The following is a 24,450-nucleotide window of genomic DNA, read 5'->3' on the forward strand; positions in this document are numbered from 1 at the left end:
ACGATCAGACGCCGGCGAGGGCGCCGGAGCGCTGACGCGTGCGGATGGCCCGGTTGACGCCCGACACGATCGCCTTGAGCGACGCCGTCGAGATGTCGTTGTCGATGCCCACGCCCCACAGGCGCTGGTCGTCGACCTGCAGCTCGATGTACGCCGCAGCCTGCGCGTCGCCGCCCGAGCTGAGGGCGTGCTCCACGTAGTCGTACAGCGTCACGTCGAAGCCCTGCGCGCGCACGATCTCGAGGAACGCGGCGACGGGGCCGTTGCCGACCGCCGACGCGGGATGCGTCGAGTCGCCGTCGCGCAGCGTCACCTCGAGCGAGACGTCGCCGGACATGTCGCTGGAGGACCGGGTCGAGAGCAGCTCGAAGCGGCCCCAGCGCTGGTCGTCCTCGGTCGTCGGCAGGTACTCGTCGGTGAAGATGTCCCAGATCTGGGCGCTCGAGACCTCGCCGCCCTCGGCGTCGGTGCGGGTCTGGACGACACCGGAGAACTCGATCTGCAGCTTGCGAGGCAGGTCGAGGGCGTGGTCGGCCTTCAGCAGGTACGCGACGCCACCCTTGCCGGACTGCGAGTTCACGCGGATGACGGCCTCGTAGGAGCGACCCAGGTCCTTCGGATCGATGGGCAGGTACGGAACCGCCCACTCGATGTCGTCGATGCTCTTGCCCTCGGCTGCGGCCCGGGCCTCCATCGCCTCGAAGCCCTTCTTGATGGCATCCTGATGCGAACCGCTGAAGGCGGTGAACACCAGATCGCCGGCCCACGGGCTGCGCTCGGGCACGGGCAGCTGGTTGCAGTACTCGACGGTGCGCTTGACCTGGTCGATGTCGCTGAAGTCGATCTGCGGGTCGATGCCCTGCGTCAGCAGGTTGACGCCCAGGGCGACCAGGTCGACGTTGCCGGTCCGCTCGCCGTTGCCGAAGAGGCAGCCTTCGATGCGGTCGGCGCCGGCCATGTAGCCGAGTTCCGCCGCCGCGACGGCGGTGCCCCGGTCGTTGTGCGGGTGCAGCGACAGGATCACGTTCTCGCGGTGGTTGAGGTTCCGTGACATCCACTCGATCGAGTCGGCGTAGACGTTCGGGGTCGCCATCTCGACCGTGGCGGGCAGGTTCAGGATGACCTTGCGCTCGGGGGTCGGCTGGAAGATCTCCAGGACCTCGTTGCAGATGCGCAGCGCGAACTCGAGCTCGGTGCCCGTGTAGCTCTCGGGCGAGTACTCGTAGTAGACGTCCGTGTCGGGGATCGTCGCCTCGTACTTCTTGCACAGGCGGGCGCCCTCGAGGGCGATGTCGACGATGCCCTGCTGGTCGGTGCGGAAGACGACCTCGCGCTGCAGCACGGACGTGGAGTTGTACAGGTGCACGATCGCCTGCTTGGCACCGGCGATCGCCTCGTACGTCCGCTGGATGAGGTGCTCGCGCGCCTGGGTCAGCACCTGGATCGTCACGTCATCCGGGATGAGGTCTTCCTCGATCAACTGTCGGACGAAGTCGAAGTCGGTCTGGCTGGCGCTCGGGAAGCCGACCTCGATCTCCTTGTAGCCCATCTGCACCAGCAGGTCGAACATGACCCGCTTGCGCTCGGGGCTCATCGGATCGATGAGGGCCTGGTTTCCATCACGCAGGTCGACGGCGCACCAGCGGGGTGCGGTCTCGATGCGCTTGCTGGGCCACGTGCGGTCGGGCAGGTCGACGCGGATCTGCTCGTGGAACGGACGGTACTTGTGGACCGGAGCGGACGTGGGCTTCTGAGTGTTCTTCATGAGGGGGTCGCTTCTTTTGTCTGTCTGATGGGGCCGACGACGAGCTCCGCGACGAGGAAGGCCCTTAGAACGAGGACTCGTCGCGGCAGCTAAGAAGAAGCAGGCCACCGAAGCGCATTCTGCGATCGTAGCACCCGCGCGCGCCGCGCCTCACGCGATCGGCGTCCACTCGCGCGCCAGCACCGCGTAGTCGACCTCGTCGCTCCACCGGTCCTTGAACCACCCGCTCTCGACGAGGTGCGCCTCGCGCCGCATGCCGAGGCGTTCGGCCAGGGCGACCGATCGGACGTTGTCGGGGTCGATTCGGGCGACCAGGCGCCGCAACCCGTACACCGAGAACGCGGTGTCGATGAGGGCGCGGACGGCCTCGGTCGCCAGGCCCCGTCCGGCGGCGGCCGGGTTGACGACCCACCCGATCTCGGCGGTGCCCGAGGCCGGGTCGAGGTGGAACAGCACGAGATCGCCGACCACGGCGCCGTCGTCGAGTCGCTCGATCGCGACCACCAGTCCCCCGCGCTCGCCCTCGAGGCTCGTCCCACCGAAGAGGTGGCCGATCCGCTCACGGATGTCGTCCGGGCTCTGCGGTTCGAAGGGGAGGAAACGGCACACGTCGGGGTCGCCTCGGTACACCACCATCATCGCGTCGACGCCGGCGTCCTCGAGGGGGCGCAGCCGCACGCGTTCGCGCACGACATCGACGCGCGCGGGCGCCGGAGAGAGCACGAACGGAGACCCGGTCACGGCAGCAGCGCGACCTTGCCGCCGGGGTGGCCCTGCATCACGAACCGCACGGCGTCCTTCGCGTCGGTCAGCGCGAACGTGCGCGCGACCGGGACTTCCAGATCCCCGGATGCCGCAAGCTCCAGGATCCGGGGCCGGGCGATGTCGCGGAACCGGGCGCTCTCCGGACGGGCGCCGGCGACCCACAGGATGCCGTCCGACTCGGCACGCTGCGGCGCGACGATCGTGACGATGCGGTCGCGCTCCGCGACGAGCGCGAGCGAGACGTCGATCGCCTCGTCGGTGCCGACGGCGTCCCACGCCGCGGCGATCGGCTCGCCCGCGGCCGCCTCGATGACGCGCTCCTCGAGCCCGTCTCCGTAAGCGACCGGGATCCCGCCGTACCGACGGACGCGCTCCGCGGACTCCGCGGAGTCGGGTCCGACCGTGCCGATCACGCGGATGCCGAGCACCCGCGCCTGCTGCAGCAGGCTCACGCCCACGGCGCCGGACGCGGCGTGCAGCAGCACGGTCTCGCCCTCGGCGGCGCGCGTGACCTGGATCATCTCGGCCGCGGTCGTGCCGGCGAGGAGGAGGTTCGCCGCCTCGGGGTGCGACAGCGTCGCGGGCGTGGCGAACACGTCGCGCGCGGGGACGTTCAGCTCGGTCGCGTACGCGCCCCGGACCCGGAACGCCACGACCTCGTCGCCCACGGCGAGCTCGCCCGAACCGCCGACCGCGTCGGGTCCGAGCGCGGTGATCTCCCCGGACAGCTCGTACCCGATCGCGGCGGGGAACTCCGCCCCGGATCGCGCGGATGCGACGTGCTTGGCATCCGCGGGGTTGATTCCGGCCGCGTGGACGCGGATCGTGACCTCACCGGGACCGGGTGCCGGCACCTCGACCTCGTCGAACGTCCAGTCCTCCACCGGACCGGGCTGGTGCGCCCGCCACTGCTTCGCCATGATCGTCGTCGTCCTTTCGTCGCGGGCGGCCTGCTCAGAACCCGAGTCGACCGAGCTGCTTGGGGTCGCGCTGCCATTCCTTGGCCACGCGCACGTGCAGGGACAGGTATACCCGACTGCCCACGAGCGGCTCGATGCCCTTCCGCGCGCGGGCGCCGACGCCGGCGAGTCGCGAACCCTTATGGCCGATGATGATGGCCTTCTGGCTGTCGCGCTCGACCACGATGTTGGCGAAGATGTCGGTGAGGTCGGTGCCCTCTCGCGGCGCGACGTCTTCGATGGTCACGGCGATGGAGTGCGGCAGCTCGTCGCGCACGCCGTCGAGAGCCGCCTCGCGGATGATCTCGGCGATCCGGTCCTCGAGCGACTCATCGGTGACGACGTCGTCGGGGTAGAGCGCCGGCCCCTCGGGCATCAGCGAGAGCAGCTCGTCGCTCAGCACGTCGAGCTGATCCCGCGTCACGGCCGACAGGGGGATCACGGCCGCCCAGTCCTCGCGCAGCGCGTCGACCTCGATGAGCCGCTCGGTGATCTGTTCGCGGCTCGCGGCATCCGTCTTCGTCACCAGGGCGACCTTCTTCGCCCGCGGGTATCCCGACAGGGATTCGGCGATGCGACGGTCTCCGGGACCGACCTTCTCGGTCGCGGGGACGCAGAACGCGATGACGTCGACATCGCCGAGCACCTGCTCGACCAGGTCGTTGAGACGCTGGCCCAGCAGCGTGCGCGGACGATGGATGCCGGGCGTGTCGACCACGACGAGCTGGCCGCCTGGGCGATTGACGATGCCGCGGATCGCGCGACGCGTCGTCTGCGGCTTGTCGCTCGTGATGGCGACCTTCTCGCCCACGAGGGCGTTCGTCAGGGTCGACTTCCCCACGTTGGGGCGACCGACGAAGGTCACGAAGCCGGATCGGGTGGCGCTCATCTGTCGTTCCTCTCGCGAGCGGAGCCCGCGGGCGCCGTCTCGTCGTCTTCCTCGTCGTCGTCGGCCCGCTCGACGATCACCGTCGCGATGCCGCGGTTACGCCCCCGGGACGCACCGCCGGTCATGACCAGGCCGGAGTGCTCGGCGGTGGCGCCGGGCTGCGGGATCCGGCCGAGCGCCTTGCCCAGCAGCCCGCCGATCGAGTCCACGTCCTCGTCGTCGAGTTCCAGACCGAACAGGTCGCCGACCTCGTCGAGACCGAGGCGCGCGCTCACGCGGTAGCGGCCGTCCTCCAGCGGCACGACCTCCGTCGAGGGCGCGTCGTACTCGTCGGAGATGTCGCCCACGAGCTCCTCGATGAGATCCTCCAGCGTGACGAGCCCCGACACACCGCCGTACTCATCGACGGCGAGGCACACGTGCACGGCATCCTTCTTCATCTGCTGGAGCAGGGTCTCGGCCTTCATCGTCTCGGGGACGAACACCGCCGGGCGGGCGATCCGGCGGATCGGCGCGTCGCGCCAGCCCTCCTCCTCGCGGAACGCGAACTGCACGAGGTCCTTCAGGTACAGCATGCCGACGATGTCGTCGGCCTCGTCGTCGGCGAGGGGCACGCGGGACACGCCCTTGTCGAGGAACAGGGCAAGCGCCTCGCGGGTCGTGGCCGCGGCATCCACCGTCACCATGTCGGTGCGCGGCACCATGACCTCGCGCACGTAGCGGTCGGTGAAATCGAACACCGAGTGGATGAGTTCGCGATCGTCCTCTTCGATGAGCTCGTTCTCGGCGGCCTCGTCGATGATGCTCAGGAGCTGCTCCTCCGACGCGAACGACGTCGAGCGGGCGAGGCCCGGCGTGATGCGGTCGCCGACCGCGACGAGCCCGTGCGCGAGCGGCCCGAGCAGGATGCGCATGCCCCGGATGATCGGCGCCCCGCCCCGCAGCAGGCCGGTGGCGTGCTGACGACCCACCGCCCGCGGACTCGCGCCCACGACCACGAACGAGATGCCGGTCATGAGGACGGCCGCCGCGATCAGGGCCAGCCAGATGTTGTCGAACAGGAGCATGAACGCCGCCGCGACGAGGACGGCCGCGGTGGTCTCGGCCAGCACGCGGATGAACACCACGGCCGTGACGTGCGCGCTCGGGTCGTCGGCGATCCGCTGGAGCGCGCGGGCGTTGCGCCCTCCCGCGCCGAGTTCGGCCAGGTCGGCCCGGGAGGTGACCCCCAGGGCCGCCTCGGACGCCGCCATGAAGCCGCCGAAGGCGACGAGGACGAGGGCGGCGACGAGGAGGAGGGCCGCGGTCATGCGCGGCGACGGCGCTCGACGGCCTGGAAACCGGTGATGAGCTCGCGCTGCAGGCCGAACATCTCGCGCTCCTCGTCGGGTTCGGCGTGGTCGAAGCCGAGGAGGTGCAGAAGCCCGTGGGTGGTGAGGAGGATCAGTTCGTCCTGCGTGGAGTGCTTCGCGGTGACGGCCTGGGTCTCGGCCACGGCGGGGCACAGCACGATGTCGCCGAGGAGGCCCGCGGGGGTGGGCGAGTCCTCGGTCCCGGGGCGCAGCTCGTCCATCGGGAAGCTCAGCACGTCGGTCGGGCCCGGCTCGTCCATCCACTGCACGTGGAGGGACTCCATCGCCCCCTCGTCGACGAGCACGATGGCGACGTCGGCGTCCGGGCTCACGTGGAGCTCGGCGAGGTTGTACTCCATCAGACGCAGCAGTACCTGCTCGTCGACGTCGTGGCCGGATTCGTTGTTGATCTCGATGGTCATGAGCGGTTTCGTCTCGGGAGGTGATCGCGCGGACCCGCGGGACGGGCGGCGCTACGGCGTTCGGCACGGCTGGCGAATTCGGATGCCTCGTCGCGTTCGCGGCGGGCCACGAGACGCTTCTCGTCGTATTCGCTGTACGCATCGACGATACGGCCGACGAGCGTGTGACGCACGACGTCGGCGCTCGTGAGGTACGAGAAGTGGATGTCGTCGATGTCGCCGAGCACCCGCGTGACCAGCCTCAGACCGGACGCGCCCTGCGGCAGGTCGATCTGCGTGATGTCGCCGGTGACCACCATGCGCGTGCCGAACCCAAGACGCGTGAGGAACATCTTCATCTGCTCGGGCGTGGTGTTCTGCGCCTCGTCGAGCACGACGAACGAGTCGTTGAGCGTGCGGCCGCGCATGTACGCCAGCGGCGCGACCTCGATGGTGCCCGTCGCCATGAGCTTCGGGACGATGTCGGGGTCCATCATCTCGTTGAGCGCGTCGTACAGCGGGCGCAGGTACGGGTCGATCTTGTCGGTGAGGCTCCCCGGGAGGAACCCCAGGCGCTCCCCCGCCTCGACGGCGGGACGCGTGAGGATGATGCGGCTGACCTCTTTGCGCTGCAGCGCCTGCACGGCCTTCGCCATCGCGAGGTAGGTCTTGCCGGTACCGGCGGGGCCGATGCCGAAGACGATCGTGTTCTCTTCGATCGCGTCGACGTACGCCTTCTGCCCCAGGGTCTTGGGGCGGATGACCTTGCCGCGCGACGACAGGATCGCCTCGCCGAGCACCTCGGACGGGCGGGGCCCGCCGTCGGAGCGGAGGATGCGGCTGGAGCTCGAGACATCGGACGGGTCGAGGCCCTGGCCGTTGCGGGTCATCGTGAGGAGCTCCTCGACGAGACCCTTCGCCGCGGCCACGGCCGATGCGCCCCCGGTGAGGGTGATCTCGTTGCCGCGCACGTGGACGTCGACCTCGGGGTGCTCCTTCTCGACCACGCGCAGCAGGCGGTCGTGGGGGCCCAGGAGCTGGACCATGGCGACGCCGTCGGCGTACAGACGCTCGACGACGGGTTCTTCGGGGGAATCAGCCACCCGTGCTCTTTTCGTTCAGTCCGCCCGCGAGAACGTGGGCGTGTACATGGAAGACCGTCTGACCGGCACCGGCGCCGGTGTTGAAGACGAGTCGGAAGTCGCCGTCGGCGTGCTCGGCGGCCACGGAGTTCGCGAGCCCCACGATCTCGGTCAGAAGGTCGGGGTCGCCGGCGGCCAGCTCCACGACGTTGCGGTACTGCTCGGTCTTGGGGATCACCAGCAGGTGCACCGGCGCCTGCGGCGCGATGTCGCGGATCGCGAAGGCGTTCTCGGTCTCGGCGACGATCTCGGCGGGGATCTCGCCCTGGAGGATGCGCGTGAAGATCGACGGCTCGGTCATGGCATCCAGTCTATCGACGGGGTCCGACGCCGGGCCGGGAGGAGGCGCTACCAGCGTCCCGTCGCGGCGGAGAGCACGGAGATCGCCGCCGCGCCCGCGGTCGAGGTGCGCAGCACCGTGTCGCCGAGGCGGACGAGCCGGGCACCCGCCGCCCGCAGCGCGTCGAGCTCCTCGGGCGCGATGCCGCCCTCGGGGCCCACGACGAGCACGACGTCACGATCGTCGGACGAATCGGATGCCACGGCGGTCAGCCTCTCGACGGCGGACGGCTCCAACACGAGGACGTGCGCGTCGCCCGCCCGCGCGACCAGATCCGACAGACGTGCGATGCCCTCGACCTCGGGGATCCACGCACGATGCGCCTGCTTCGCCGCCTCGCGGACGATCGTGCGCCAGCGGGCGAGGCCCTTCTCGGCCTTGGCATCCCACCGCGAGACGCTCCGCGCGGCCTGCCAGGGGACGATCGCGTCGACTCCCAGCTCGGTCGCCGCCTGCACCGCGAGCTCGTCCCGGTCGCCCTTCGCGAGCGCCTGCACGAGGACGATGCGCGGCGACGGCGCGGGAACCTCGTCGCGCGCGGTGATCCGCACGTCCACCTGCTTGGGCGTCGCGGCCGTCACGACACCGTCGAGCCACACTCCGCGTCCGTCGCCGAGCGTCACCGCCTCGTCGACGCGCACGCGCCGGACCGCGGCGGCGTGGTGCGCCTCCGGACCGGTCAGCACGACGGCGTCGCCGATCCCCGCGGCCGCCGCGTCGTCCGTGACGAAGTGCAGCGCCACGATCAGTGCCGGAAGCGGTCGCGGAATTTCGAGAACAGGCCCTGCTGGTGCTCGGCCAGGCGCGGCTGGGGGGCCTTCGTGCGCTTGGCGAACTCCTCGATGAGGGCGCGCTCCTTGTGGTCCAGTCGCGTCGGGGTCACCACGTGCACGCCGATCTTCAGATCGCCGCGCTGGCTGCCGCGCAGCGGCGTGATGCCCCGGCCCTTGATCGTCAGCACGTCGCCGGACTGCACGCCCGGTCGCACCTCGAGGTCGACGCTGCCGTCGAGCGACTCGATCGTCGTGGCGGTGCCGAGGATGGCATCCGGCATCGAGACCTCGAGGGTCGCGAGCAGGTCGTCGCCCTCGCGGCTGAAGGCGTCGTGCGACTCGACGGTGATCTCGAGGTAGAGGTCGCCGTTCGGGCCGCCCGCGGGACCGACCTCGCCCGAGCCGGGGAGCTGCAGGCGCAGGCCCGTCTCGACGCCGGCGGGGATGTCGACCGACACCGTGCGGCGGGCGCGGACGCGCCCCTGACCCTGGCAGGTTCCGCAGGGGTACGGGATCGTCGTGCCGTGGCCCTGGCAGACGCTGCAGGGCTGGCTCGTCACGACGTTGCCGAGGAGGCTGCGGACCGTGCGCTGCACGTGCCCCGACCCGTGGCAGATGTCGCAGGTCACCTCGCTCGTCCCGGGCTGCGTGCACGCGCCCTGGCAGGTCTCGCACAGGACCGCGGTGTCGACCTCGAGGTCGCGGTGCACGCCGAAGACGACGTCGCCGAGCTCGAGCGTGACGCGGACCAGAGCGTCCTGCCCGCGTTCGCGGCGGGACCGGGGACGCGGGCCGCGCCCGCCCCCGCCCTGCGCGCCGCCGAAGAACGTCTCGAAGATGTCGCTGAAGCCGCCGAAGCCGGCCGCTCCGCCGCCGCCGAACGGGTTCTGGTCGCCGCCCATGTCGTAGCGGCGACGCTGCTCGGGATCGCTCAGCACGTCGTAGGCGTGGGTGACGAGCTTGAACCGCTCGGACGCGTCCTCGCCGGGGTTCACGTCCGGGTGGAGCTCGCGCGCGAGACGCCGGTACGCACGCTTGATGTCGTCGGGGCCGGCGTCGCGCGCGACGCCGAGGACCTCGTAGTGGTCAGCCACAATCGCCTTCCTGCCCGCTCACGCGGGGTCGTTCCGTTTCCGTGCGGTTCTCGTCAACGAGCGGTGTCGTCGTCTTCGAGCATCCGGGTGAGGTAGTGCGCGACGGCGCGGACCGCCGCGAGGTTGGAGGAGTAGTCCATGCGCATGGGGCCCAGCAGGCCCACGCGCGCGCCGCCCGCGGAACCGTCGTACCGGCTCGCGAGGACGGATGCCTCCACCAGACCGAACGGTTCGTTCTCGCGGCCGATGCTGGCCGAAAGACCCTGCTCGTCGGCCACCATCTCGGTCATGAGCCGCAGCAGCGTGACCTGTTCCTCGATGGCCTCGAGAAGCGGGTAGATGCTGCCGCGGAAGTCGGATTCGCGCTTGGCGAGGGTCGCCGCGCCCGCCATGACCAGGCGGTCCTGACGGAACTCCTCGAGCTCTTCGCCGACGACGCGGAGCACCGCGTCTGCGATCGCGTCGAGCGCATTGCCGGGTCGCGGCGCGTCGGTCGTCGCGACCGTCTGCGCGCAGTCGGCGACGCTGCGGCCCACGAGCAGCGCGCCCACCCGCGCCCGCAGCTGGACGATGTCGCCCTCGGACGGCTCGAACGGGACCAGGGCGATCCGCTGGGAGACGCGGCCGGTGTCGGTGACGAGGATGACGAGCACACGGGGGCCGCCGAGGGCGACCAGCTCCACGTGCGAGAGGTTCGCGCGGGCGAACGAGGGATACTGCACGATCGCGACCTGGCCGGTCAGCTGCGTCAGCGCGCGCACCGTCCGCGCGAGAAGGTCGTCGAGGTCGCCGGCCTCGTCGAGGAAGGACGTGATGGCGCTCCGCTGCGCCGAAGACAGCGGGCGGAGCTCGGCGAGGTGGTCGACGAAGACGCGGTAGCCCTTGTCGGTCGGCACGCGCCCCGACGACGTGTGGGGAGCGACGATGAGGTCTTCGTCCTCCAGCAGCGCCATGTCGTTGCGGATCGTCGCCGCCGACACCCCGAAGGCGTGCCGCTCGACGATCGCCTTGCTGCCGACGGGTTCGCGCGTGTCGACGTAGTCCTGGACGATCGCGCGGAGCACTTGCAAGCCGCGTTCGGACACCATGGCCGGCTCCCTCCTCCTGGCACTCCGGTCACCTGAGTGCCAATTCTAGAGCACCCGCCCGCCGTGGAGCCGGAAGCGCGCTCAGGCGGTGAGGGCGCGGACGACGGCGTCGGCGAGCAGCCGGCCCCGACGCGTGAGCACGATGCGCCCGCGCACGGCATCCTGCCCTTCGACGAGGCCGTCGGCGATGAGGGATGCCACGGCCTTCCGGCCCGCGCCGAGGAGTTCGGACACCGGCAACCCCTCGCGGATCCGGCTGCGCAGGAGCACGGACTCGAGGCGCCGTGCGGTCTCGTCCGGCCGCTCGCGTGCCGCGGCCGGCGACTCCCCCGCGGCCAGGCGCTGCGCGTACGCCGCGGGATGCTTCACGTTCCACCACCGGAGTCCGGCGACGTGGCTGTGCGCGCCCGGGCCAAAGCCCCACCAGTCGGTGCCGCGCCAGTATGCGAGGTTGTGCCGCGAGCGGCGGGCCGTGTCGGTCGCCCAGTTCGACACCTCGTACCAGTCGTAGCCGGCACCGCCGAGGAGGTCGTCGGCGAGCTCGTACATGTCGGCCTGCAGGTCGTCATCCGGCATCGCCACGACGCCGGAGCGGATCTGCCGGGCGAGCTTCGTGCCGTCCTCGACGATCAGCGCGTACGCCGAGACGTGATCGGGCCGCAGCGCCGTCGCCGTCTCGAGCGACGCGCGCCAGTCGTCGAGCGACTCCCCCGGCGCGCCGTAGATGAGATCGAGCGACACGTCGAGGCCCGCGCGGCGAGCCGACGCGACCGCCGTCGCGACGTTGCGCGGGTCGTGGGTGCGGTCGAGCACCGCCAGGACGTGCGGCTGCGCGGACTGCATCCCGATCGACAGCCGGGTCACGCCCGCCGCCGCCAGCGTCTCGGCGACGCGGTCGTCGACGGTGTCGGGGTTCGCCTCCACCGTCACCTCGGCACCGTCGGCGATGCCGAACTCGTCGCGCACGGTCCCCAGCATCCGTGCCAGATCCCCCGGCGGCAGCAGCGTGGGGGTGCCGCCCCCGAAGAACACGGTGGATGCCGCACGCCGCCCGCCCGCGGCATCCATCACCCCGCCCGCCAGGCGCACCTCGGCGGCCAGCGTGTCGGCGAAGTCCTCCTGGCGCGCACCGCGGAGCTCGCTCGACGTGTAGGTGTTGAAGTCGCAGTAGCCGCAGCGCACCCGGCAGAACGGGACGTGCAGGTACACGCCGAAGTCGGCGGCGGGATCGAGCGGCAGGTCGTCGGGCAGTCGCCCGTCGACGGGGGCCGGATCGCCGAGTGGGAGCGGTCCGCCCATCAGGAGGTGTACAGCGGCGAGATCGCCCGCAGGTACCGCTGGAACAGCGCCCGCCGGCGACGGCGCACGAGACCGAGGAAGACCCGGTACGACGGCGCCGTGGGGCGGTCGAAGGCCCGCACGACGAACCACACCTCGTCGTTGTTGCGCCACTCGACCGAGAACAGTTCCTCGCCGCTGACGATCGAGTGTCCGACGGTGCCGAGGATGTAGCCCACGCGCCGCGGCTCTTCGAACACCGAGATCACGCGCAGGTGGGCGTCGGCGCGGTGGCCGTCGACCTTGCCGTGCACGCGGACGCTCGTGCCGGGGCGGACGAAGGGCGTCCCGTCGGCGGCGAACCGCTGCTCGGACTCGAGACGGCTGGGAGCGATCGGGGCGCCCTCCGCATCGAAACCGACGCCCGAGTAGCCGCCGTCGGCCGCCGGGCGCACGTCGCTGATGCTCAGCTCCTCGGACCGCAGTGGTGCCCACGACAGCAGGAGCTCGCCCGCCGCGACGAACCGCTCCTCGCCGCTGCCGATCCGCCACGCGTCCTCGGCGGGCACCGAGTGCTCCGGCGGATACTGCATCAGGTCGTGCGCCTGGGTGGCGCCGACCGCCGCGTAGTCGACCGTGTCGTCGGTGAAGTTCTGCCGGCGCATGATCCACCCCTCTCGGTTGTAAGCGCTACTTCTTGGTCTCGACGTCGCCGGACAGGGCGGCGATGAACGCCTCCTGCGGCACCTCGACGCGGCCCACCATCTTCATGCGCTTCTTGCCTTCCTTCTGCTTCTCGAGCAGCTTGCGCTTACGGGTGATGTCACCGCCGTAGCACTTGGCGAGCACGTCCTTGCGGATCGCGCGGATGGTCTCGCGCGCGATGATGCGCGCACCGATCGCGGCCTGGATGGGCACCTCGAACTGCTGCCGGGGAATGAGCTTGCGCAGGCGCTCGGCCATCAGCGTGCCGTACGCGTAGGCCTTCTCGCGGTGGACGATCGAGCTGAAGGCATCCACCTTCTCGCCCTGCAGCAGGATGTCGACCTTGACCAGGTCGGCGGTCTGCTGACCGGCCGGTTCGTAGTCGAGGCTCGCGTAGCCCTGCGTGCGGCTCTTCAGATGGTCGAAGAAGTCGAAGACGATCTCGCCGAGCGGCATGTTGTACCGCAGCTCGACGCGGTCTTCGCTGAGGTAGTCCATGCCGAGCAGCGTGCCGCGGCGCGACTGGCACAGCTCCATGACCGTTCCGACGTAGTCCTTCGGCAGCAGGATGCCGACCTTCACGATCGGCTCGGACACCGAGGCGACGCGACCGTCGGGGTACTCGCTGGGGTTGGTGACCGAGACCGTCTCGCCCGTGTCGGTGGTGACCTCGTACGTCACCGACGGGGCGGTGGTGATGAGGTCGAGGCCGAACTCGCGCGAGAGGCGCTCGGTGATGATCTCGAGGTGCAGGAGCCCCAGGAAGCCGGCGCGGAAGCCGAAGCCGAGCGCGACCGAGGTCTCGGGCTCGTATTGCAGCGAGGCGTCGGAGAGCTTGAGCTTGTCGAGGGCTTCGCGCAGCTCCGCGTAGTCGCTGCCGTCGATCGGGTAGATGCCCGAGAAGACCATGGGCTTCGGGTCGGTGTATCCGGCGAGGGCCTCGGTGGCGGGCTTGCGGTGGTTGGTGATCGTGTCGCCGACCTTGGACTGCCGCACGTCCTTCACACCGGTGATCAGGTAGCCGACCTCACCGACGCCGAGACCCTTGGTGGGCACCGGCTCGGGGCTCGAGACACCGATCTCCAGCAGTTCGTGCGTCGCTGTCGTCGACATCATCTGGATGCGTTCGCGCGGCGACAGCGCGCCGTCGACCATGCGGACGTACGTCACCACACCGCGGTACGCGTCGTACACGGAGTCGAAGATCATCGCGCGGGCCGGGGCGTCGGCCTTGCCGACCGGGGCCGGGATCTTCTCGACGATGAGGTCGAGCAGCTCTTCGACTCCCATGCCCGTCTTGCCGCTCACCCGCAGCACGTCTTCCGGTTTGCCGCCGATGAGACCCGCGAGTTCGGCCGCGTACTTCTCGGGATCGGCCGCCGGGAGGTCGATCTTGTTGAGCACCGGGATGATCGTCAGATCGTTCTCGAGCGCGAGGTAGAGGTTCGCGAGCGTCTGCGCCTCGATGCCCTGCGCGGCGTCGACGAGGAGGATCGCGCCCTCGCACGCGGCGAGCGAGCGGCTGACCTCGTACGTGAAGTCGACGTGGCCGGGCGTGTCGATCATGTTCAGGGCGAACGTCTCGCCGTCGATCGCCCACGGCATCCGCACCGCCTGCGACTTGATCGTGATGCCGCGCTCGCGCTCGATGTCCATGCGGTCGAGGTACTGCGCGCGCATGTCGCGGTCGCTGACGACGCCGGTGATCTGCAGCATGCGGTCGGCCAACGTCGACTTGCCGTGGTCGATGTGGGCGATGATGCAGAAGTTGCGGATCTGCGCCGGCGGGGTGGCGGACGGCTCGAGGGGCTTCAGGGCGCGCGGTGACATGTTCCGTCGATTCTACGGGCGACCGGCGACATCCCCGTCCCGAGCCGCTGCAAAGGCGATGTTCGTAGGCTGGATGCCATGACGGTCCAGGTCGTGCTCGTGCACGGCATCCGGACGTCCGCGACCATGTGGCGGGCCCAGGTCGAGCACCTGCGGGAACGCGGCAACCCGGTCACCGCGGTGGATCTGCCGGGGCACGGAACCCGCCGCGGCGAGGTCTTCACGCTCGACGAGGCGTTCGCGACGATCGACAGAGCGGTTCAGGATGCCGCGACCCGGGGTCCCGTCCTCCTCGTCGGGCACTCGATGGGCGGGCTGCTGTGCATCGACTACGTCGGGCGCGAGGATCCCCCGCCGGTCGCGGCGTTCATCGCGGCGTCCTGCACCTCGATCCCGCGCGGGGTCGGGCTCGCGGCGTACCGCTTCCTCGCGCGGCGGTTCGACGGCCTGCCCGATCGGGGCCTCGGGCTGACCAACTACGTGCTCAACCGGACGCTGCCCACCGAGACGCGGCACGACTTCGGTGCGGGCGGATACGCCTTCGACGCGCAGGACACCGCGCTGGCGTCGTTGTCGGTGCTCGACCTGCTGGCGGCCCTGCGTCGGATCGACGTGCCGATGTGGTTCGTCAACGGGCAGTGGGATCAGCTGCGGGCCAATGAGAAGCTCTTCACGTCGATCGCGCGGGATGCGGAGTTGATCGTGGTGCCCCGCACGACGCACCTCGTCACGGCGATGCGCCCGCGGGTGTTCAACGCGCTGCTCGACGTGGCGCTCACCACGGTGGAAGCCACGACCTGATAGACTCGGTCCTTGGCTTGCGTGTGGGGTTTTTCCCGACCTCCACGATCGCCGGTACAGCGCCCCTCTACCGCTCGGCCGGCACTTCCAACACTCACTCAAACGAAAGACCGTCGAACGTGGCGAACATCAAGTCGCAGATCAAGCGCAACAAGACCAACGAGAAGGCGCGCGAGCGCAACAAGGCCGTCAAGAGCGAGCTGCGCACGCACGTGCGTCGCACGCGCGAGGCCGTCCTCGCCGGTGACAAGGAAGCCGCCGAGAAGGCGCTCGTCCTCGCCGGCAAGAAGCTCGACAAGGCCGTGAGCAAGGGTGTCATCCACCAGAACCAGGCCGCGAACCGCAAGTCGGCCATCGCGAAGCAGGTCGCCGCTCTCTGAGCCGCATCCTTTCGACAGCCCGTCCCGCATCGCGGGGCGGGCTTCGTCGTTTCCGGGCGTGGGGTGCGGTGCGGATTTGGGGCGCGAGATTCCATTCGGGGCGAGGAATGCCGCGCCCCAGACGGCAGATCGCGCCCCAAACCGTGGCCGCCTCGGCCAGCTCGGCTTCGTCGGACCCGCGATCAGAGTCGGGCGCGGTCAGCGGCCGTAGGGCTGGCGGGTCGCGATGATCGTGATCATGCGCTCGAGGGCGAAGACCGCGTCGCGCGAAGCCCCCTTCACCTCGGCGTCGGCGCGCGCGGTGGCGTGGATCGCCATGCCGAGGGTCGTGGCGCTCCAGCCGACGAGGTCGCGGCGCGCGCGGTCGACCTGCCAGTCCTTCATGCCGAGGCGCTGTGCCAGCGCGCCCGACGATTCGCGGTTGCCGGCGACGCGCGCCATCGTGCGCAGCTTCATCGCGACCGCGGCGACCAGAGGGACGGGGTCGGCCCCGGATGCCAGGGCGTGCCGCAGTGCGAGAAGGGCCTGGCCGTAGTGACCGGCGATCGCCGTGTCGGCCACGGTGAACGCGGAGGTCTCGACGCGGCCGCCGTAGTAGCGCTCGACGGTCCGCTCGTCGATGTCGCCGGGGACGTCGGCGATCAGCTGCTGGCACGCGGCGGCGAGCTCGGTGAGGTCGTCGGCGAACGCCGAGACGAGGGAGCGCAGCGCGACCGGGGCGATTTTCTTCTGCGCGGCCTTGAACTCGCCGACGGCGAAGTCGAAACGGTCGGAGTCGCGCTTGATCGCGGGGCACGCGATCTCGATGCCGTTCCCCTGGCCGGCACGGATGGCATCCAGGAGCTTCTTGCCGCGGACGCTCGCGCCGGTGTGCCGCAGGACGACCGTCGCGCCGTCTTGAGGATGCTCGATGTAGGCGAGTGCCTCGGTGAGGAACGTGTCGGAGCACTTCTCGACGCCGCCGACGCGCACCAGGCGCGGTTCGCCGAACAGCGAGGGTGATGTGACGCCCAGCAGCGTTCCGGCCGTGTAGTCGTCGGCGCGGACATCGGTGACCTCGAGGCTCGGATCTTCGCTCTTGAGGAACTCGCGGACGCCCGCGATCGCGCGCTCGGCGCATACCTCTTCAGGACCCGAGACGAGCACGATCGGCGCGGGCTGCGGGGTGCGCCAGCCGATCTGCGGGATCGCCGACTTGGCCTTCGCGGGGGCGGAGCGTCGGGGTGCCGGGGTCACTCCCCCAGCCTACCGACCGGGTCGGACACGGATGCCGGGGGCGCGGCCCCTCCCGGCAGTGGCTGTTCCGCGCCCGGAGGTTCGCGGCGCCGCCACGGCCGCGCCCGGCTGGCACCCGGCCCCGCAGCGCCGGCGCGATCACGGCGCCCGCTGGCGCCACAGCGTCAGCTTCCCTTCGTCGCCGCGCCAGACCGCGAGGATGCCGTCGGTGTCGGTGCGGGCAGCGACCGTCCCGTTCGCCCGCAGGATGTCGAGAAGATGCTCCGTCGGATGCCCGTACGTGTTCCCCGCGCCGACGCCGATGAGCCCGAGGTCGGCGTGGAGACGCTCGTAGAGGGCGGGGTCCTGGTCGGCGCTGCCGTGGTGGGACACCTTCACGATCTCGACGCGGGGAACGTCGATGCGGCGGAGCAGAGCGGCTTGGGGATCGGCTCCGAGGTCGCCCAGCATCACGGTGCGGGGGAATCCCGCGCCCGTGACGTCGATCGCGACGCTGGCGTCGTTGCCCGGCTCCATGCCCGGGAGTGGGCCGAGAGCCTGCCAGCGGGTGTCGCCGACCTGTCCCGTCATCCCGATGGTGGCGGCGATCACGCGGGCGCCACCGGTGGAGAACCGGTCGAGCAGCCTCTGGTCGGCGGCTTCGCCGGTGGGTCCGTGCACCACCACATCCGCCTTCCCGAGGATGGCATCGGAACCGCCGACGTGATCCTTGTCGAAGTGCGTGAGGACGACCAGGTCGAGGCGATCGATCCCGAACGTCTGAAGGCACGCGGCGAGCGGTTCGGGTTCTGGACCGGTGTCGACGAGCGCCACGGCGTCGCCGGAGCGCCAGAGCGTGGCATCCCCCTGCCCGACGTCGCACATGGCCACCTGCCATGTCGTCGGCACGGTGAGGGGGCCCGCGACCGTGCGGATCGTGCTCGTCCCCCCGGCCGCGCCGACGAGGATCGCGACGACCAGGGTGGCGAGCGCGGTCAGTCGCGGCACCCGCCGCGGGCGCGTGACGGCGACCGCGATCGCGGCACCGATCACCGCGAGGAGGGCCGCCCCCGGGAGACCGTCCGGCCAGGGGAGGTTCTGCGCCGTCGACGACGCCGTCGTGTGCGCGACCCCGGCGATCCACGCGGCGGGGATCCACGCCAGAGCCGTCAGCCCGTCGCGCAGCCACGGGAACGGCGCGACGCACGCGAGCGCGCCGGCGATCGTCGCGGGCGCCGCCGCCGGGTCGGCGAGCAGGTTCGCCGCGATGCCCAACAGCGGCACGTGCGGGTCGATCAGCACGATGAGCGGGCCGCACACCAGCTGTGCCGACGTCGGCACCGCCAGGGCGAGTGCGAGAGGGCGCGGCATCCATCGTCCGAGTCCGTCGGCCAGAGGGCGGGCGAGCACGAGGAGAGCGGCGGTGGCCGCGGTCGACAGCGCGAAACCGAGGGATCGGCACAGCCACGGGTCGGCGACGAGGAGCGCGGTGACCGCGGCGGCGAGGACGGCGATCCCGACCGTGGGTCTGCCGAACCCGAGGGCCAGGATGCCGATCGCGCTCATCGCCGCGGCCCGCACCACGCTCGGCTCGGGCGTGACGAGGACGACGAACCCCGCGAGCACCAGGAGGGCGCCGGTCACCCGGACCCATCGACGCGCGCCGCACGCGGCCAGGAGTGCGAAGGCCGCACCGACCACGAGGGCGCAGTTGGCTCCGGACACCGCGGTGAGGTGTGAGAGCGAGGACGCTTTCATCGCCGTCTCGGTGACGGGGTCGAGACTCGACGTGTCGCCCACGGCCAGCCCGGGGATGAGGCCGGCCCCGGGTTGCGGGAGTCCTCGGGTCGAGGCGACGAGCCCGTCGCGCAGATCCTCGAACGCCGCCCACATACCCTGCGGCGGAGGGGCGCGGTCCACGTCGCCGGCCCGGAGCACGAGGATCGCCCGTTCGGCCGGATCGGCCGGGATCGCCCGCCCGGACACCACGACCTCACTCCCCTGCCCGGCGGCGGACAGACGCTCTCGCCCGTCGGCGTCGACACCGATCCGCGCGGGGATCACGCCGCGCACGGTGGTCTGGCCCGCGGAGACGCTCGTCACCGTCGCGTCGAACCACGCCCCGCCGTCGGCGCTGCCCGACACATGCCCGGTGACGGTGGCGGTCACGCGCAGATGACGACCTCCGTTCACCTCGAGGTCGGCGACGGCCTGGCGCGTGGGGACGAGCGCGGCGGCCGTCCCTCCCGTGGCGGCGGCGCACGCCAACGCGACCGTCGCGACCAGCAGGGGCGGATGCCGGAACCGGACGAAGACGGCACCGACGGCCGTGGCGGCCAGACCGAGACCGACAGCCACCGTCCACGCCTCCGGCGTCGCGGTCGTGACGGCCGCCGCGGTCCACGTGCCGACCGCCACGGCGACCGTTCGCCACGCCCGCCTCCGGAGGGCCTTCCGCTCGCTCATACGCGCACCAGATCGCGCAGGCTCGCGAGCATCTTGTCGCCGATGCCGGGAACCGATCCCAGGTCGTCCACGCTCGTGAAGCGGCCGTTCTCCTCACGCCAGGCGAGGATGCGGTCGGCCAATGCCGGACCGATCCGGGGCAGAGCGTCGAGTTGCTCTCGCGTTGCGGTGTTGAGGTCGAGCGGACCGGCCGCGGCGGCGCTGCCGCTCGCCGCCGCGGTTGTCGGCTCGGCCCCGACAACGGGGACGACGATCTGCTCCCCATCGGTCACGGTGCGCGCCAGGTTCACCCCGTCCCGGGCGGCGTCGTCGGCGAATCCGCCCGCTCGGGCGATGGCATCCGCGACCCGGTCGCCGACCTCGAGACGGTAGAGGCCGGCCGCGCGGACAGCGCCGGCGACGTGAACGTACACGCCGGCGGCGGGCGCCCCGCTCCCGTCCGGAGCCGGTGTGGACGACGCCGTCACCGTCTCTGCGCCCGTCGCGCCGCGGAAGATCCCGATGCCCACCGTCACCGCGAAGGCGAGCAGCACCAGCACGATCACTGCCCCCACGCCGAGCCGCCGGCGCGGAGGCAGCCGGGGCGACGGCGTATCGGTGTCGGGGACGGTGGCCACCCGAGCACGCTACGAAGTCGGACCACGGGCCCGGAGCCGAGAAGCCCGAACGGTGGACAGTCCGCGGAATCACTCTGCTGGGGAGGACTCGCGCCTAGCCTGGAGGGATGAACGAGAACGCCTGGCGCGCCATTCTCGCCGCGCTGGCCGACGACTCCGCTCGCGAGGTGTACGCCCGCGTGGTCCTCGGCGAGTCGGCCACCCCCACCCTCGACGCCCTGACGCCCGCGCGTGCCCGCCGGGTCGTCACGGCGCTCACCTCGGCCGGGCTCCTCGCCGAGACGCCCGAGGGCTACTCCGCCTCGCCGACGGTCTTCGCCGATGCCCTGAAAGCCGCACCCCGTGCCGCACGCCCGACCGGCGTCGACCGGTTCTTCACCGAGGGCCGCCTCACGGACTACCCCTCACGGGCCGGCGACCGACGCGAGGTCCTCGCCGCCGTGGCATCCCGGGTCCTCGCCGACGGCGAACGCCTCACCGAGCGCCAGATCAACGACCGGCTCGCCGACATCGTCGACGACGTCGCCGCGATCCGCCGCTACCTGGTCGACGAGGGTCTGATCGAGCGCACGCGCGCCGGCACCGAGTACGCCCTGGCGCGTCCCTGAACGACGGATGCCACGTCCCCGCACTCCGTGGAGCGGCGGGACGTGGCATCCGGAACGAAGAACTACTTCGTCGAGAAGCTGACCACCTTGGGCGGACGCACGACCGCACGCACGATCTCACGGTCACCCAGTGCCCGCCGCACCTTCTCGTCGGCGCGAGCGGCGGCCTCGAGCGCGTCGGCGCCGATCTTGGCCGAGACCTCGAGCGTGCCGCGCACCTTGCCGTCGATCTGCACGACCGCGGTCACGGTGTCCTCCACGAGCAGCGTCGGGTCGGCCTGACGCCAGGTCTGCAGGCCGACGAACCCGTCGTAGCCGAGCGTCTGCCACATCTCCTCCGCGGTGTGCGGAGCGAACAGGTCGAGGGTCATCGCGATGACCTCCGCCGCCTCGCGGACGGCGGGGTCGCTGGTGCCGGCGGAGCCGTCGATTGCCTTGCGGGTGGCGTTGACGAGCTCCATGAGGCGCGCGACGACGACATTGAACTTCGTCTGCTCGATGAGGTTCGGCGCCTCGGCCAGGAGGCGATGCGTGACACGGCGCAGGGACTGATCGCCCTCGGCCCACACCACGTCGGTCTCGCTGTCGATGTCGTGCGCGATGCGCAGGGCGCGCGCGAGGAACTTCGCCGCTCCCGTGGTGGAGACGTCGTTCCAGTCCTTGTCGTCCTCCACCGGGCCGGCGAAGGCCAGCGCGACGCGCAGCGCGTCGGCGCCGTGGGCGTCGAGCTCCTCCTGGAAGAGCACCAGGTTGCCCTTGCTCTTGGACATCTTGGCGCCGTCGAGGATCACCATGCCCTGGTTGATCAGGCTCGAGAACGGCTCGGTGAACTCCACCAGGCCCATGTCGAACAGCGCCTTCGTGATGAAGCGCGCGTACAGCAGGTGCAGGATCGCGTGCTCGACGCCACCGATGTAGAAGTCGACCGGCCCCCACTTGCGGGCCTCGGGCAGCGAGAACGCCTCGTTCGGGTCGTTGGGCGACAGGAAGCGCAGGAAGTACCACGAGCTGTCGACGAACGTGTCCATCGTGTCGGGGTCGCGCCGCATCTTCTGGCCGGTCTCGGGGTCGGTGACCTCCACCCAGTCGGTCGCGGCGCCGAGCGGCGACGAGCCCTTGGGCTTGAGGTCGAGGCCCTCGACCGACGGCAGCACGACGGGCAGCTCGTCCGCGGGCACGGGCACGATCGTGCCGTCCTCGGCGTGCAGCATCGGGATCGGCGTGCCCCAGTAGCGCTGCCGCGAGATGAGCCAGTCGCGCAGACGGTAGGTCTTGGCGGCGCGGCCCACGCCCTTCGCCTCGAGCTCCTCGATCATGCGCGCGATCGCGTTGCGCTTGGACAGGCCGTTCAGCGACCCGGAGTTGATCATGCGACCGTCGCCGGTCAGCGCGACACCGGTCTTCGCGGGGTCGAGGTCGTCGACGTCGCCCAGCGGGTCGATCGGCACGCCGTCCTCGTCGAGCTCGATGACCGGGATCGCACCCGTGACCGGGGCGTTCGTGTCGACGACGACCTTGACGGGCAGGTCGAACGCGCGGGCGAAGTCGAGGTCGCGCTGGTCGTGCGCGGGCACGGCCATGACGGCTCCGTGACCGTAGTCGGCCAGTACGTAGTCGGCGGCCCAGATCGGCAGCTTCTCGCCGTTGATCGGGTTGATCGCGTAGTGGCCGAGGAACACACCGGTCTTCGGACGGTCGGTGGCCTGCCGCTCGATGTCGGTCGCGCGCTGCACCTCCTGCAGGTACGCCTGGAACTTCTGCCGCACCTCGATGTCGGCGGATGCCGCGAGCTCGGCCGCGAGGTCGGACTCGGGCGCCACGACGAAGAACGTCGCGCCGTGGAGGGTGTCGGGACGAGTGGAGAACACCGTGATCTTCTCGGCGCGGCCCTCGATCTCGAAGGTGATATCCGCGCCGATGGAGCGACCGATCCAGTTGCGCTGCATCTGGATGACCTTCTGCGGCCAGAACCCCTCGAGCTGGTTCAGGTCGTCGAGCAGCCGGTCGGCGTAGTCGGTGATCCGCAGGAACCACTGGGTCAGCTTCTTCTTCACCACGACCGCGCCGCTGCGCTCGCTCGTGCCGTCGGGCAGCACCTGCTCGTTGGCGAGCACCGTCTGGTCGACCGGATCCCAGTTCACGAGCGCGTCCTTGCGGTACGCGAGGCCCTTCTCGTACAGCTTCTGGAACAGCCACTGGTTCCAGCGGTAGTACTCGGGGTCGCTCGTGTGGAGCACCCGGCTCCAGTCGAACGAGACGCCGTAGTCCTTCAGGCTCTCCTTCTGCTGCGCGATGTTCGCGTACGTCCACTCGACGGGGTCGGCCCCGCGCTTGATGGCCGCGTTCTCGGCGGGCAGGCCGAACGAGTCCCACCCGATGGGGTTGAGCACGTTGTAGCCGCGGTGGCGCCAGAAGCGCGCGACGATGTCGGAGTAGAGGTAGTTCTCGGCGTGCCCCATGTGGAGGTCGCCCGAGGGGTACGGGAACATGGCGAGCACGTACTTGCGCGGACGCGTGTCGCCGTCGCCACCGGCGCGGAACGGGTCCTTCTCGGCCCACGCCTGCTGCCACTTCGCCTGGATCGCATGGGGGTCGAAGCCTCCGTCGACGGACGGCACGGAAGGAACGTTCTGTGACACGGGTGAGACCAATCGTGAAAGTCGGGAGACCACAAGGGCCAACGTCCAGGCTACCGGACCCCGCGACACGCCTTCCGGCGCGGGCGGGCGCTCACCATCCGGGCGGGACGACCGCGCCGACGGCGGCGAGCGGAGCCCGCGCCTTGATCCCCACCTCGGCGACCTCGGATGCCGCGACCGACCGCCACGTGATCCCTCCGCCGGCGCCGACCCAGGTGGCATCCGGCTCGACGACGATGCTCCGGATCACCATCGCGAGGTCGGCCGCGCCGTCGTCGCCGATCCAGCCGAACGCTCCGGAGTAGACCCCGCGCGGGGCGTCCTCGAGGTCCGCGAGGATCTCCATCGCCGACGCCTTCGGGGCACCCGTCATGCTCCCGGCCGGGAACGTCGCGGTCACGAGATCGCCGATCGTCGTCCCGGGGCGGAGGGCGCCCGAGACCTCGCTGACGAGCTGATGCACCGTGGGGTACGTCTCGACCTCGAGCAGCCGGTCGACGCCCACCGACGACGGCTCGCACACCCGCGACAGGTCGTTGCGCATGAGGTCGACGATCATGACGTTCTCGGCGCGCTCCTTGGCATCCGTCCGCAGGTCTTCGGCGAGGGCGCGGTCGTGAACGGGGTCCGGATGCCGCGGGCGCGTGCCCTTGATCGGATGCGTGTGGACGCGGCCCCCGCGCACCTCGAGGAACCTTTCGGGCGACGCGCTCACGAGCGCCGTGTCGCCCTGCCGGACGAACCCGCCGTGGTGCGAGGACGCCTGCCGTCGCAGGCGGCGGAATGCGGCGAGGGCGTCGACGGTCCCGGACAGCCGGAAGCTGGTGGTGAGGCACAACTGGTAGGCGTCGCCGTCGGCGATGCGCTCCCGGCAGGCCGCGATGAGATCCGCGTACTCCTCGGGTGTGTGGCGAGCGGATGCCGCGCCCCGGTGTTCCGTCTCCGGGACCGCCGGAGCGATCCCGGCGCCGTCCGCGGTGCGCGCGAGTTCTTCCGCGGAACCTGCCGCCGAGAATGCCCAGACACGGCGCGCGGCGTGGTCGAACGCGAGCATCTCCTCGACGCGGAGCCACGTGGGGACGCCCTCGTACGAGATCCAGCCCACCCAGCCGCCGCGGAAGGCGGGATCATCGTGGTCCGCGTGGGCCGTGGCATCCACCGCCAAGGGCTCTGCGCCGGGGACGGAATGCCCGGTGCCGAGGTAGCTCCAGCCCGATGACGCGTCGGGGCCCGCGTCCAGCCAGAACGCGTGCGGCGCGGTGGCGAACAGCGTGGAGAAGACGTCGTCGGGGTCGCGCCACCGCGGCAGGGCGACCGGGGAGACAGAACGCGGCACGCTCCCA

The 24,450-nt window shown here is 70.9% G+C and carries 22 protein-coding genes; 3 read left to right on the forward strand and 19 right to left on the reverse strand.

The genetic code is table 11. The annotated features are described in order from the left end of the window. Positions 1-4: 4 nt before the first annotated feature. From leuA to lepA, 14 genes are all read right to left on the reverse strand, one after another. Entirely contained in the window at positions 5-1,765 is a 1,761-nt protein-coding gene (leuA, locus tag P8R59_RS15035; RefSeq protein WP_278101718.1) for a 2-isopropylmalate synthase, read from the reverse strand. A gap of 150 nt (positions 1,766-1,915) precedes the next feature. Then, positions 1,916-2,506 carry a GNAT family N-acetyltransferase gene (locus P8R59_RS15040; RefSeq protein ID WP_278101719.1) on the reverse strand — a complete coding sequence of 197 codons (591 nt, stop codon included), beginning with the start codon at positions 2,504-2,506 and terminating at the stop codon, positions 1,916-1,918. Continuing rightward, positions 2,503-3,450, reverse strand: coding sequence for a quinone oxidoreductase family protein (locus P8R59_RS15045; protein WP_278101720.1), 948 nt, complete (start codon positions 3,448-3,450; stop codon positions 2,503-2,505). The genes P8R59_RS15040 and P8R59_RS15045 overlap by 4 nt, the downstream gene beginning before the upstream one ends. A gap of 34 nt (positions 3,451-3,484) precedes the next feature. After that, positions 3,485-4,378 (reverse strand): GTPase Era, encoded by an 894-nt coding sequence (gene era, locus P8R59_RS15050; RefSeq protein WP_278101721.1) that lies wholly within the window; start codon positions 4,376-4,378, stop codon positions 3,485-3,487. Continuing rightward, positions 4,375-5,688, reverse strand: a complete 1,314-nt coding sequence (locus tag P8R59_RS15055; protein WP_077051525.1) for a hemolysin family protein — start codon at positions 5,686-5,688, stop codon at positions 4,375-4,377. Before P8R59_RS15055 ends, era begins: the two co-directional genes overlap by 4 nt. Then, positions 5,685-6,152 (reverse strand): rRNA maturation RNase YbeY, encoded by a 468-nt coding sequence (ybeY, locus tag P8R59_RS15060; protein WP_077051526.1) that lies wholly within the window; start codon positions 6,150-6,152, stop codon positions 5,685-5,687. Before ybeY ends, P8R59_RS15055 begins: the two co-directional genes overlap by 4 nt. Beyond that, positions 6,149-7,177, reverse strand: a complete 1,029-nt coding sequence (locus P8R59_RS15065; protein ID WP_278103840.1) for a PhoH family protein — start codon at positions 7,175-7,177, stop codon at positions 6,149-6,151. The genes ybeY and P8R59_RS15065 overlap by 4 nt, the downstream gene beginning before the upstream one ends. A 49-nt stretch (positions 7,178-7,226) precedes the next feature. Next, the gene (locus tag P8R59_RS15070) at positions 7,227-7,574 is read right to left on the reverse strand and encodes an HIT domain-containing protein (RefSeq protein ID WP_077051528.1); all 348 of its coding nucleotides are present in this window, start codon (positions 7,572-7,574) and stop codon (positions 7,227-7,229) included. 47 nt (positions 7,575-7,621) lie between these two features. Then, a complete protein-coding gene (locus tag P8R59_RS15075; protein ID WP_278101722.1) occupies positions 7,622-8,356 on the reverse strand; it encodes a 16S rRNA (uracil(1498)-N(3))-methyltransferase in 735 nt (244 codons plus the stop codon). Positions 8,357-8,358: 2 nt separating this feature from the next. Then, positions 8,359-9,480, reverse strand: coding sequence for a molecular chaperone DnaJ (dnaJ, locus tag P8R59_RS15080; RefSeq protein ID WP_278101723.1), 1,122 nt, complete (start codon positions 9,478-9,480; stop codon positions 8,359-8,361). Between the two features lie 53 nt (positions 9,481-9,533). Further along, the gene (gene hrcA / locus P8R59_RS15085; RefSeq protein WP_278101724.1) at positions 9,534-10,568 is read right to left on the reverse strand and encodes a heat-inducible transcriptional repressor HrcA; all 1,035 of its coding nucleotides are present in this window, start codon (positions 10,566-10,568) and stop codon (positions 9,534-9,536) included. 81 nt (positions 10,569-10,649) lie between these two features. Next, positions 10,650-11,867: a radical SAM family heme chaperone HemW gene (gene hemW / locus P8R59_RS15090; RefSeq protein WP_278101725.1), complete on the reverse strand. Its 1,218-nt coding sequence runs from the start codon at positions 11,865-11,867 to the stop codon at positions 10,650-10,652. Further along, positions 11,867-12,511 (reverse strand): DUF1990 family protein, encoded by a 645-nt coding sequence (locus tag P8R59_RS15095; protein WP_278101726.1) that lies wholly within the window; start codon positions 12,509-12,511, stop codon positions 11,867-11,869. Before P8R59_RS15095 ends, hemW begins: the two co-directional genes overlap by 1 nt. 25 nt (positions 12,512-12,536) lie before the next feature. After that, positions 12,537-14,381 (reverse strand): translation elongation factor 4, encoded by a 1,845-nt coding sequence (lepA, locus tag P8R59_RS15100; RefSeq protein ID WP_077051534.1) that lies wholly within the window; start codon positions 14,379-14,381, stop codon positions 12,537-12,539. Between the two features lie 78 nt (positions 14,382-14,459). Between lepA and P8R59_RS15105 the strand changes: the two genes are divergently transcribed. Beyond that, the gene (locus P8R59_RS15105; protein WP_278101727.1) at positions 14,460-15,182 is read left to right on the forward strand and encodes an alpha/beta hydrolase; all 723 of its coding nucleotides are present in this window, start codon (positions 14,460-14,462) and stop codon (positions 15,180-15,182) included. Between the two features lie 119 nt (positions 15,183-15,301). Further along, positions 15,302-15,562 carry a 30S ribosomal protein S20 gene (rpsT, locus tag P8R59_RS15110; protein ID WP_077051536.1) on the forward strand — a complete coding sequence of 87 codons (261 nt, stop codon included), beginning with the start codon at positions 15,302-15,304 and terminating at the stop codon, positions 15,560-15,562. 198 nt (positions 15,563-15,760) lie between these two features. On the opposite strand, the gene holA is transcribed toward rpsT, so the two are convergent. The 3 genes from holA to P8R59_RS15125 all read right to left on the reverse strand — a co-directional run bounded on the left by holA (position 15,761) and on the right by P8R59_RS15125 (position 19,860). Continuing rightward, on the reverse strand, positions 15,761-16,798 hold the full coding sequence (holA, locus tag P8R59_RS15115; protein WP_278101728.1) for a DNA polymerase III subunit delta: 1,038 nt from the start codon (positions 16,796-16,798) through the stop codon (positions 15,761-15,763). A 138-nt stretch (positions 16,799-16,936) separates the two neighbouring features. Continuing rightward, positions 16,937-19,243, reverse strand: coding sequence for a ComEC/Rec2 family competence protein (locus tag P8R59_RS15120; protein WP_278101729.1), 2,307 nt, complete (start codon positions 19,241-19,243; stop codon positions 16,937-16,939). Beyond that, a complete protein-coding gene (locus tag P8R59_RS15125; RefSeq protein ID WP_278101730.1) occupies positions 19,240-19,860 on the reverse strand; it encodes a ComEA family DNA-binding protein in 621 nt (206 codons plus the stop codon). Before P8R59_RS15125 ends, P8R59_RS15120 begins: the two co-directional genes overlap by 4 nt. Positions 19,861-19,967: 107 nt before the next feature. Here P8R59_RS15125 and P8R59_RS15130 point away from each other — a divergent pair, with 107 nt between their 5' ends. Next, complete coding sequence (locus tag P8R59_RS15130; protein WP_278101731.1) at positions 19,968-20,468, forward strand: DUF2087 domain-containing protein; 501 nt, start codon at positions 19,968-19,970, stop codon at positions 20,466-20,468. A gap of 62 nt (positions 20,469-20,530) precedes the next feature. Here the strand turns inward: P8R59_RS15130 and leuS are convergent, their stop codons facing one another. Further along, positions 20,531-23,107, reverse strand: coding sequence for a leucine--tRNA ligase (leuS, locus tag P8R59_RS15135; RefSeq protein ID WP_431606860.1), 2,577 nt, complete (start codon positions 23,105-23,107; stop codon positions 20,531-20,533). Positions 23,108-23,198: 91 nt separating this feature from the next. Then, entirely contained in the window at positions 23,199-24,443 is a 1,245-nt protein-coding gene (gene pabB / locus P8R59_RS15140) for an aminodeoxychorismate synthase component I (RefSeq protein ID WP_278101733.1), read from the reverse strand. Positions 24,444-24,450 lie beyond the last annotated feature (7 nt).

The organism is Microbacterium proteolyticum (genome assembly GCF_029639405.1).
Lineage (GTDB): Bacteria > Actinomycetota > Actinomycetes > Actinomycetales > Microbacteriaceae > Microbacterium.

Coding starts and splice junctions, on each gene's coding strand:
- P8R59_RS15105 (WP_278101727.1), top strand. CDS start 14,460: ATGACGGTCCAGGTCGTGCTCGTGCACGGCATCCGGACGTCCGCGACC.
- P8R59_RS15095 (WP_278101726.1), bottom strand. CDS start 12,511: ATGCGCCGGCAGAACTTCACCGACGACACGGTCGACTACGCGGCGGTC.
- era (WP_278101721.1), bottom strand. CDS start 4,378: ATGAGCGCCACCCGATCCGGCTTCGTGACCTTCGTCGGTCGCCCCAAC.
- ybeY (WP_077051526.1), bottom strand. CDS start 6,152: ATGACCATCGAGATCAACAACGAATCCGGCCACGACGTCGACGAGCAG.
- P8R59_RS15130 (WP_278101731.1), top strand. CDS start 19,968: ATGAACGAGAACGCCTGGCGCGCCATTCTCGCCGCGCTGGCCGACGAC.
- P8R59_RS15045 (WP_278101720.1), bottom strand. CDS start 3,450: ATGGCGAAGCAGTGGCGGGCGCACCAGCCCGGTCCGGTGGAGGACTGG.
- P8R59_RS15120 (WP_278101729.1), bottom strand. CDS start 19,243: ATGAGCGAGCGGAAGGCCCTCCGGAGGCGGGCGTGGCGAACGGTCGCC.
- lepA (WP_077051534.1), bottom strand. CDS start 14,381: ATGTCACCGCGCGCCCTGAAGCCCCTCGAGCCGTCCGCCACCCCGCCG.
- hemW (WP_278101725.1), bottom strand. CDS start 11,867: ATGGGCGGACCGCTCCCACTCGGCGATCCGGCCCCCGTCGACGGGCGA.
- hrcA (WP_278101724.1), bottom strand. CDS start 10,568: ATGGTGTCCGAACGCGGCTTGCAAGTGCTCCGCGCGATCGTCCAGGAC.
- P8R59_RS15065 (WP_278103840.1), bottom strand. CDS start 7,177: ATGGTCCAGCTCCTGGGCCCCCACGACCGCCTGCTGCGCGTGGTCGAG.
- P8R59_RS15055 (WP_077051525.1), bottom strand. CDS start 5,688: ATGACCGCGGCCCTCCTCCTCGTCGCCGCCCTCGTCCTCGTCGCCTTC.
- leuA (WP_278101718.1), bottom strand. CDS start 1,765: ATGAAGAACACTCAGAAGCCCACGTCCGCTCCGGTCCACAAGTACCGT.
- P8R59_RS15070 (WP_077051528.1), bottom strand. CDS start 7,574: ATGACCGAGCCGTCGATCTTCACGCGCATCCTCCAGGGCGAGATCCCC.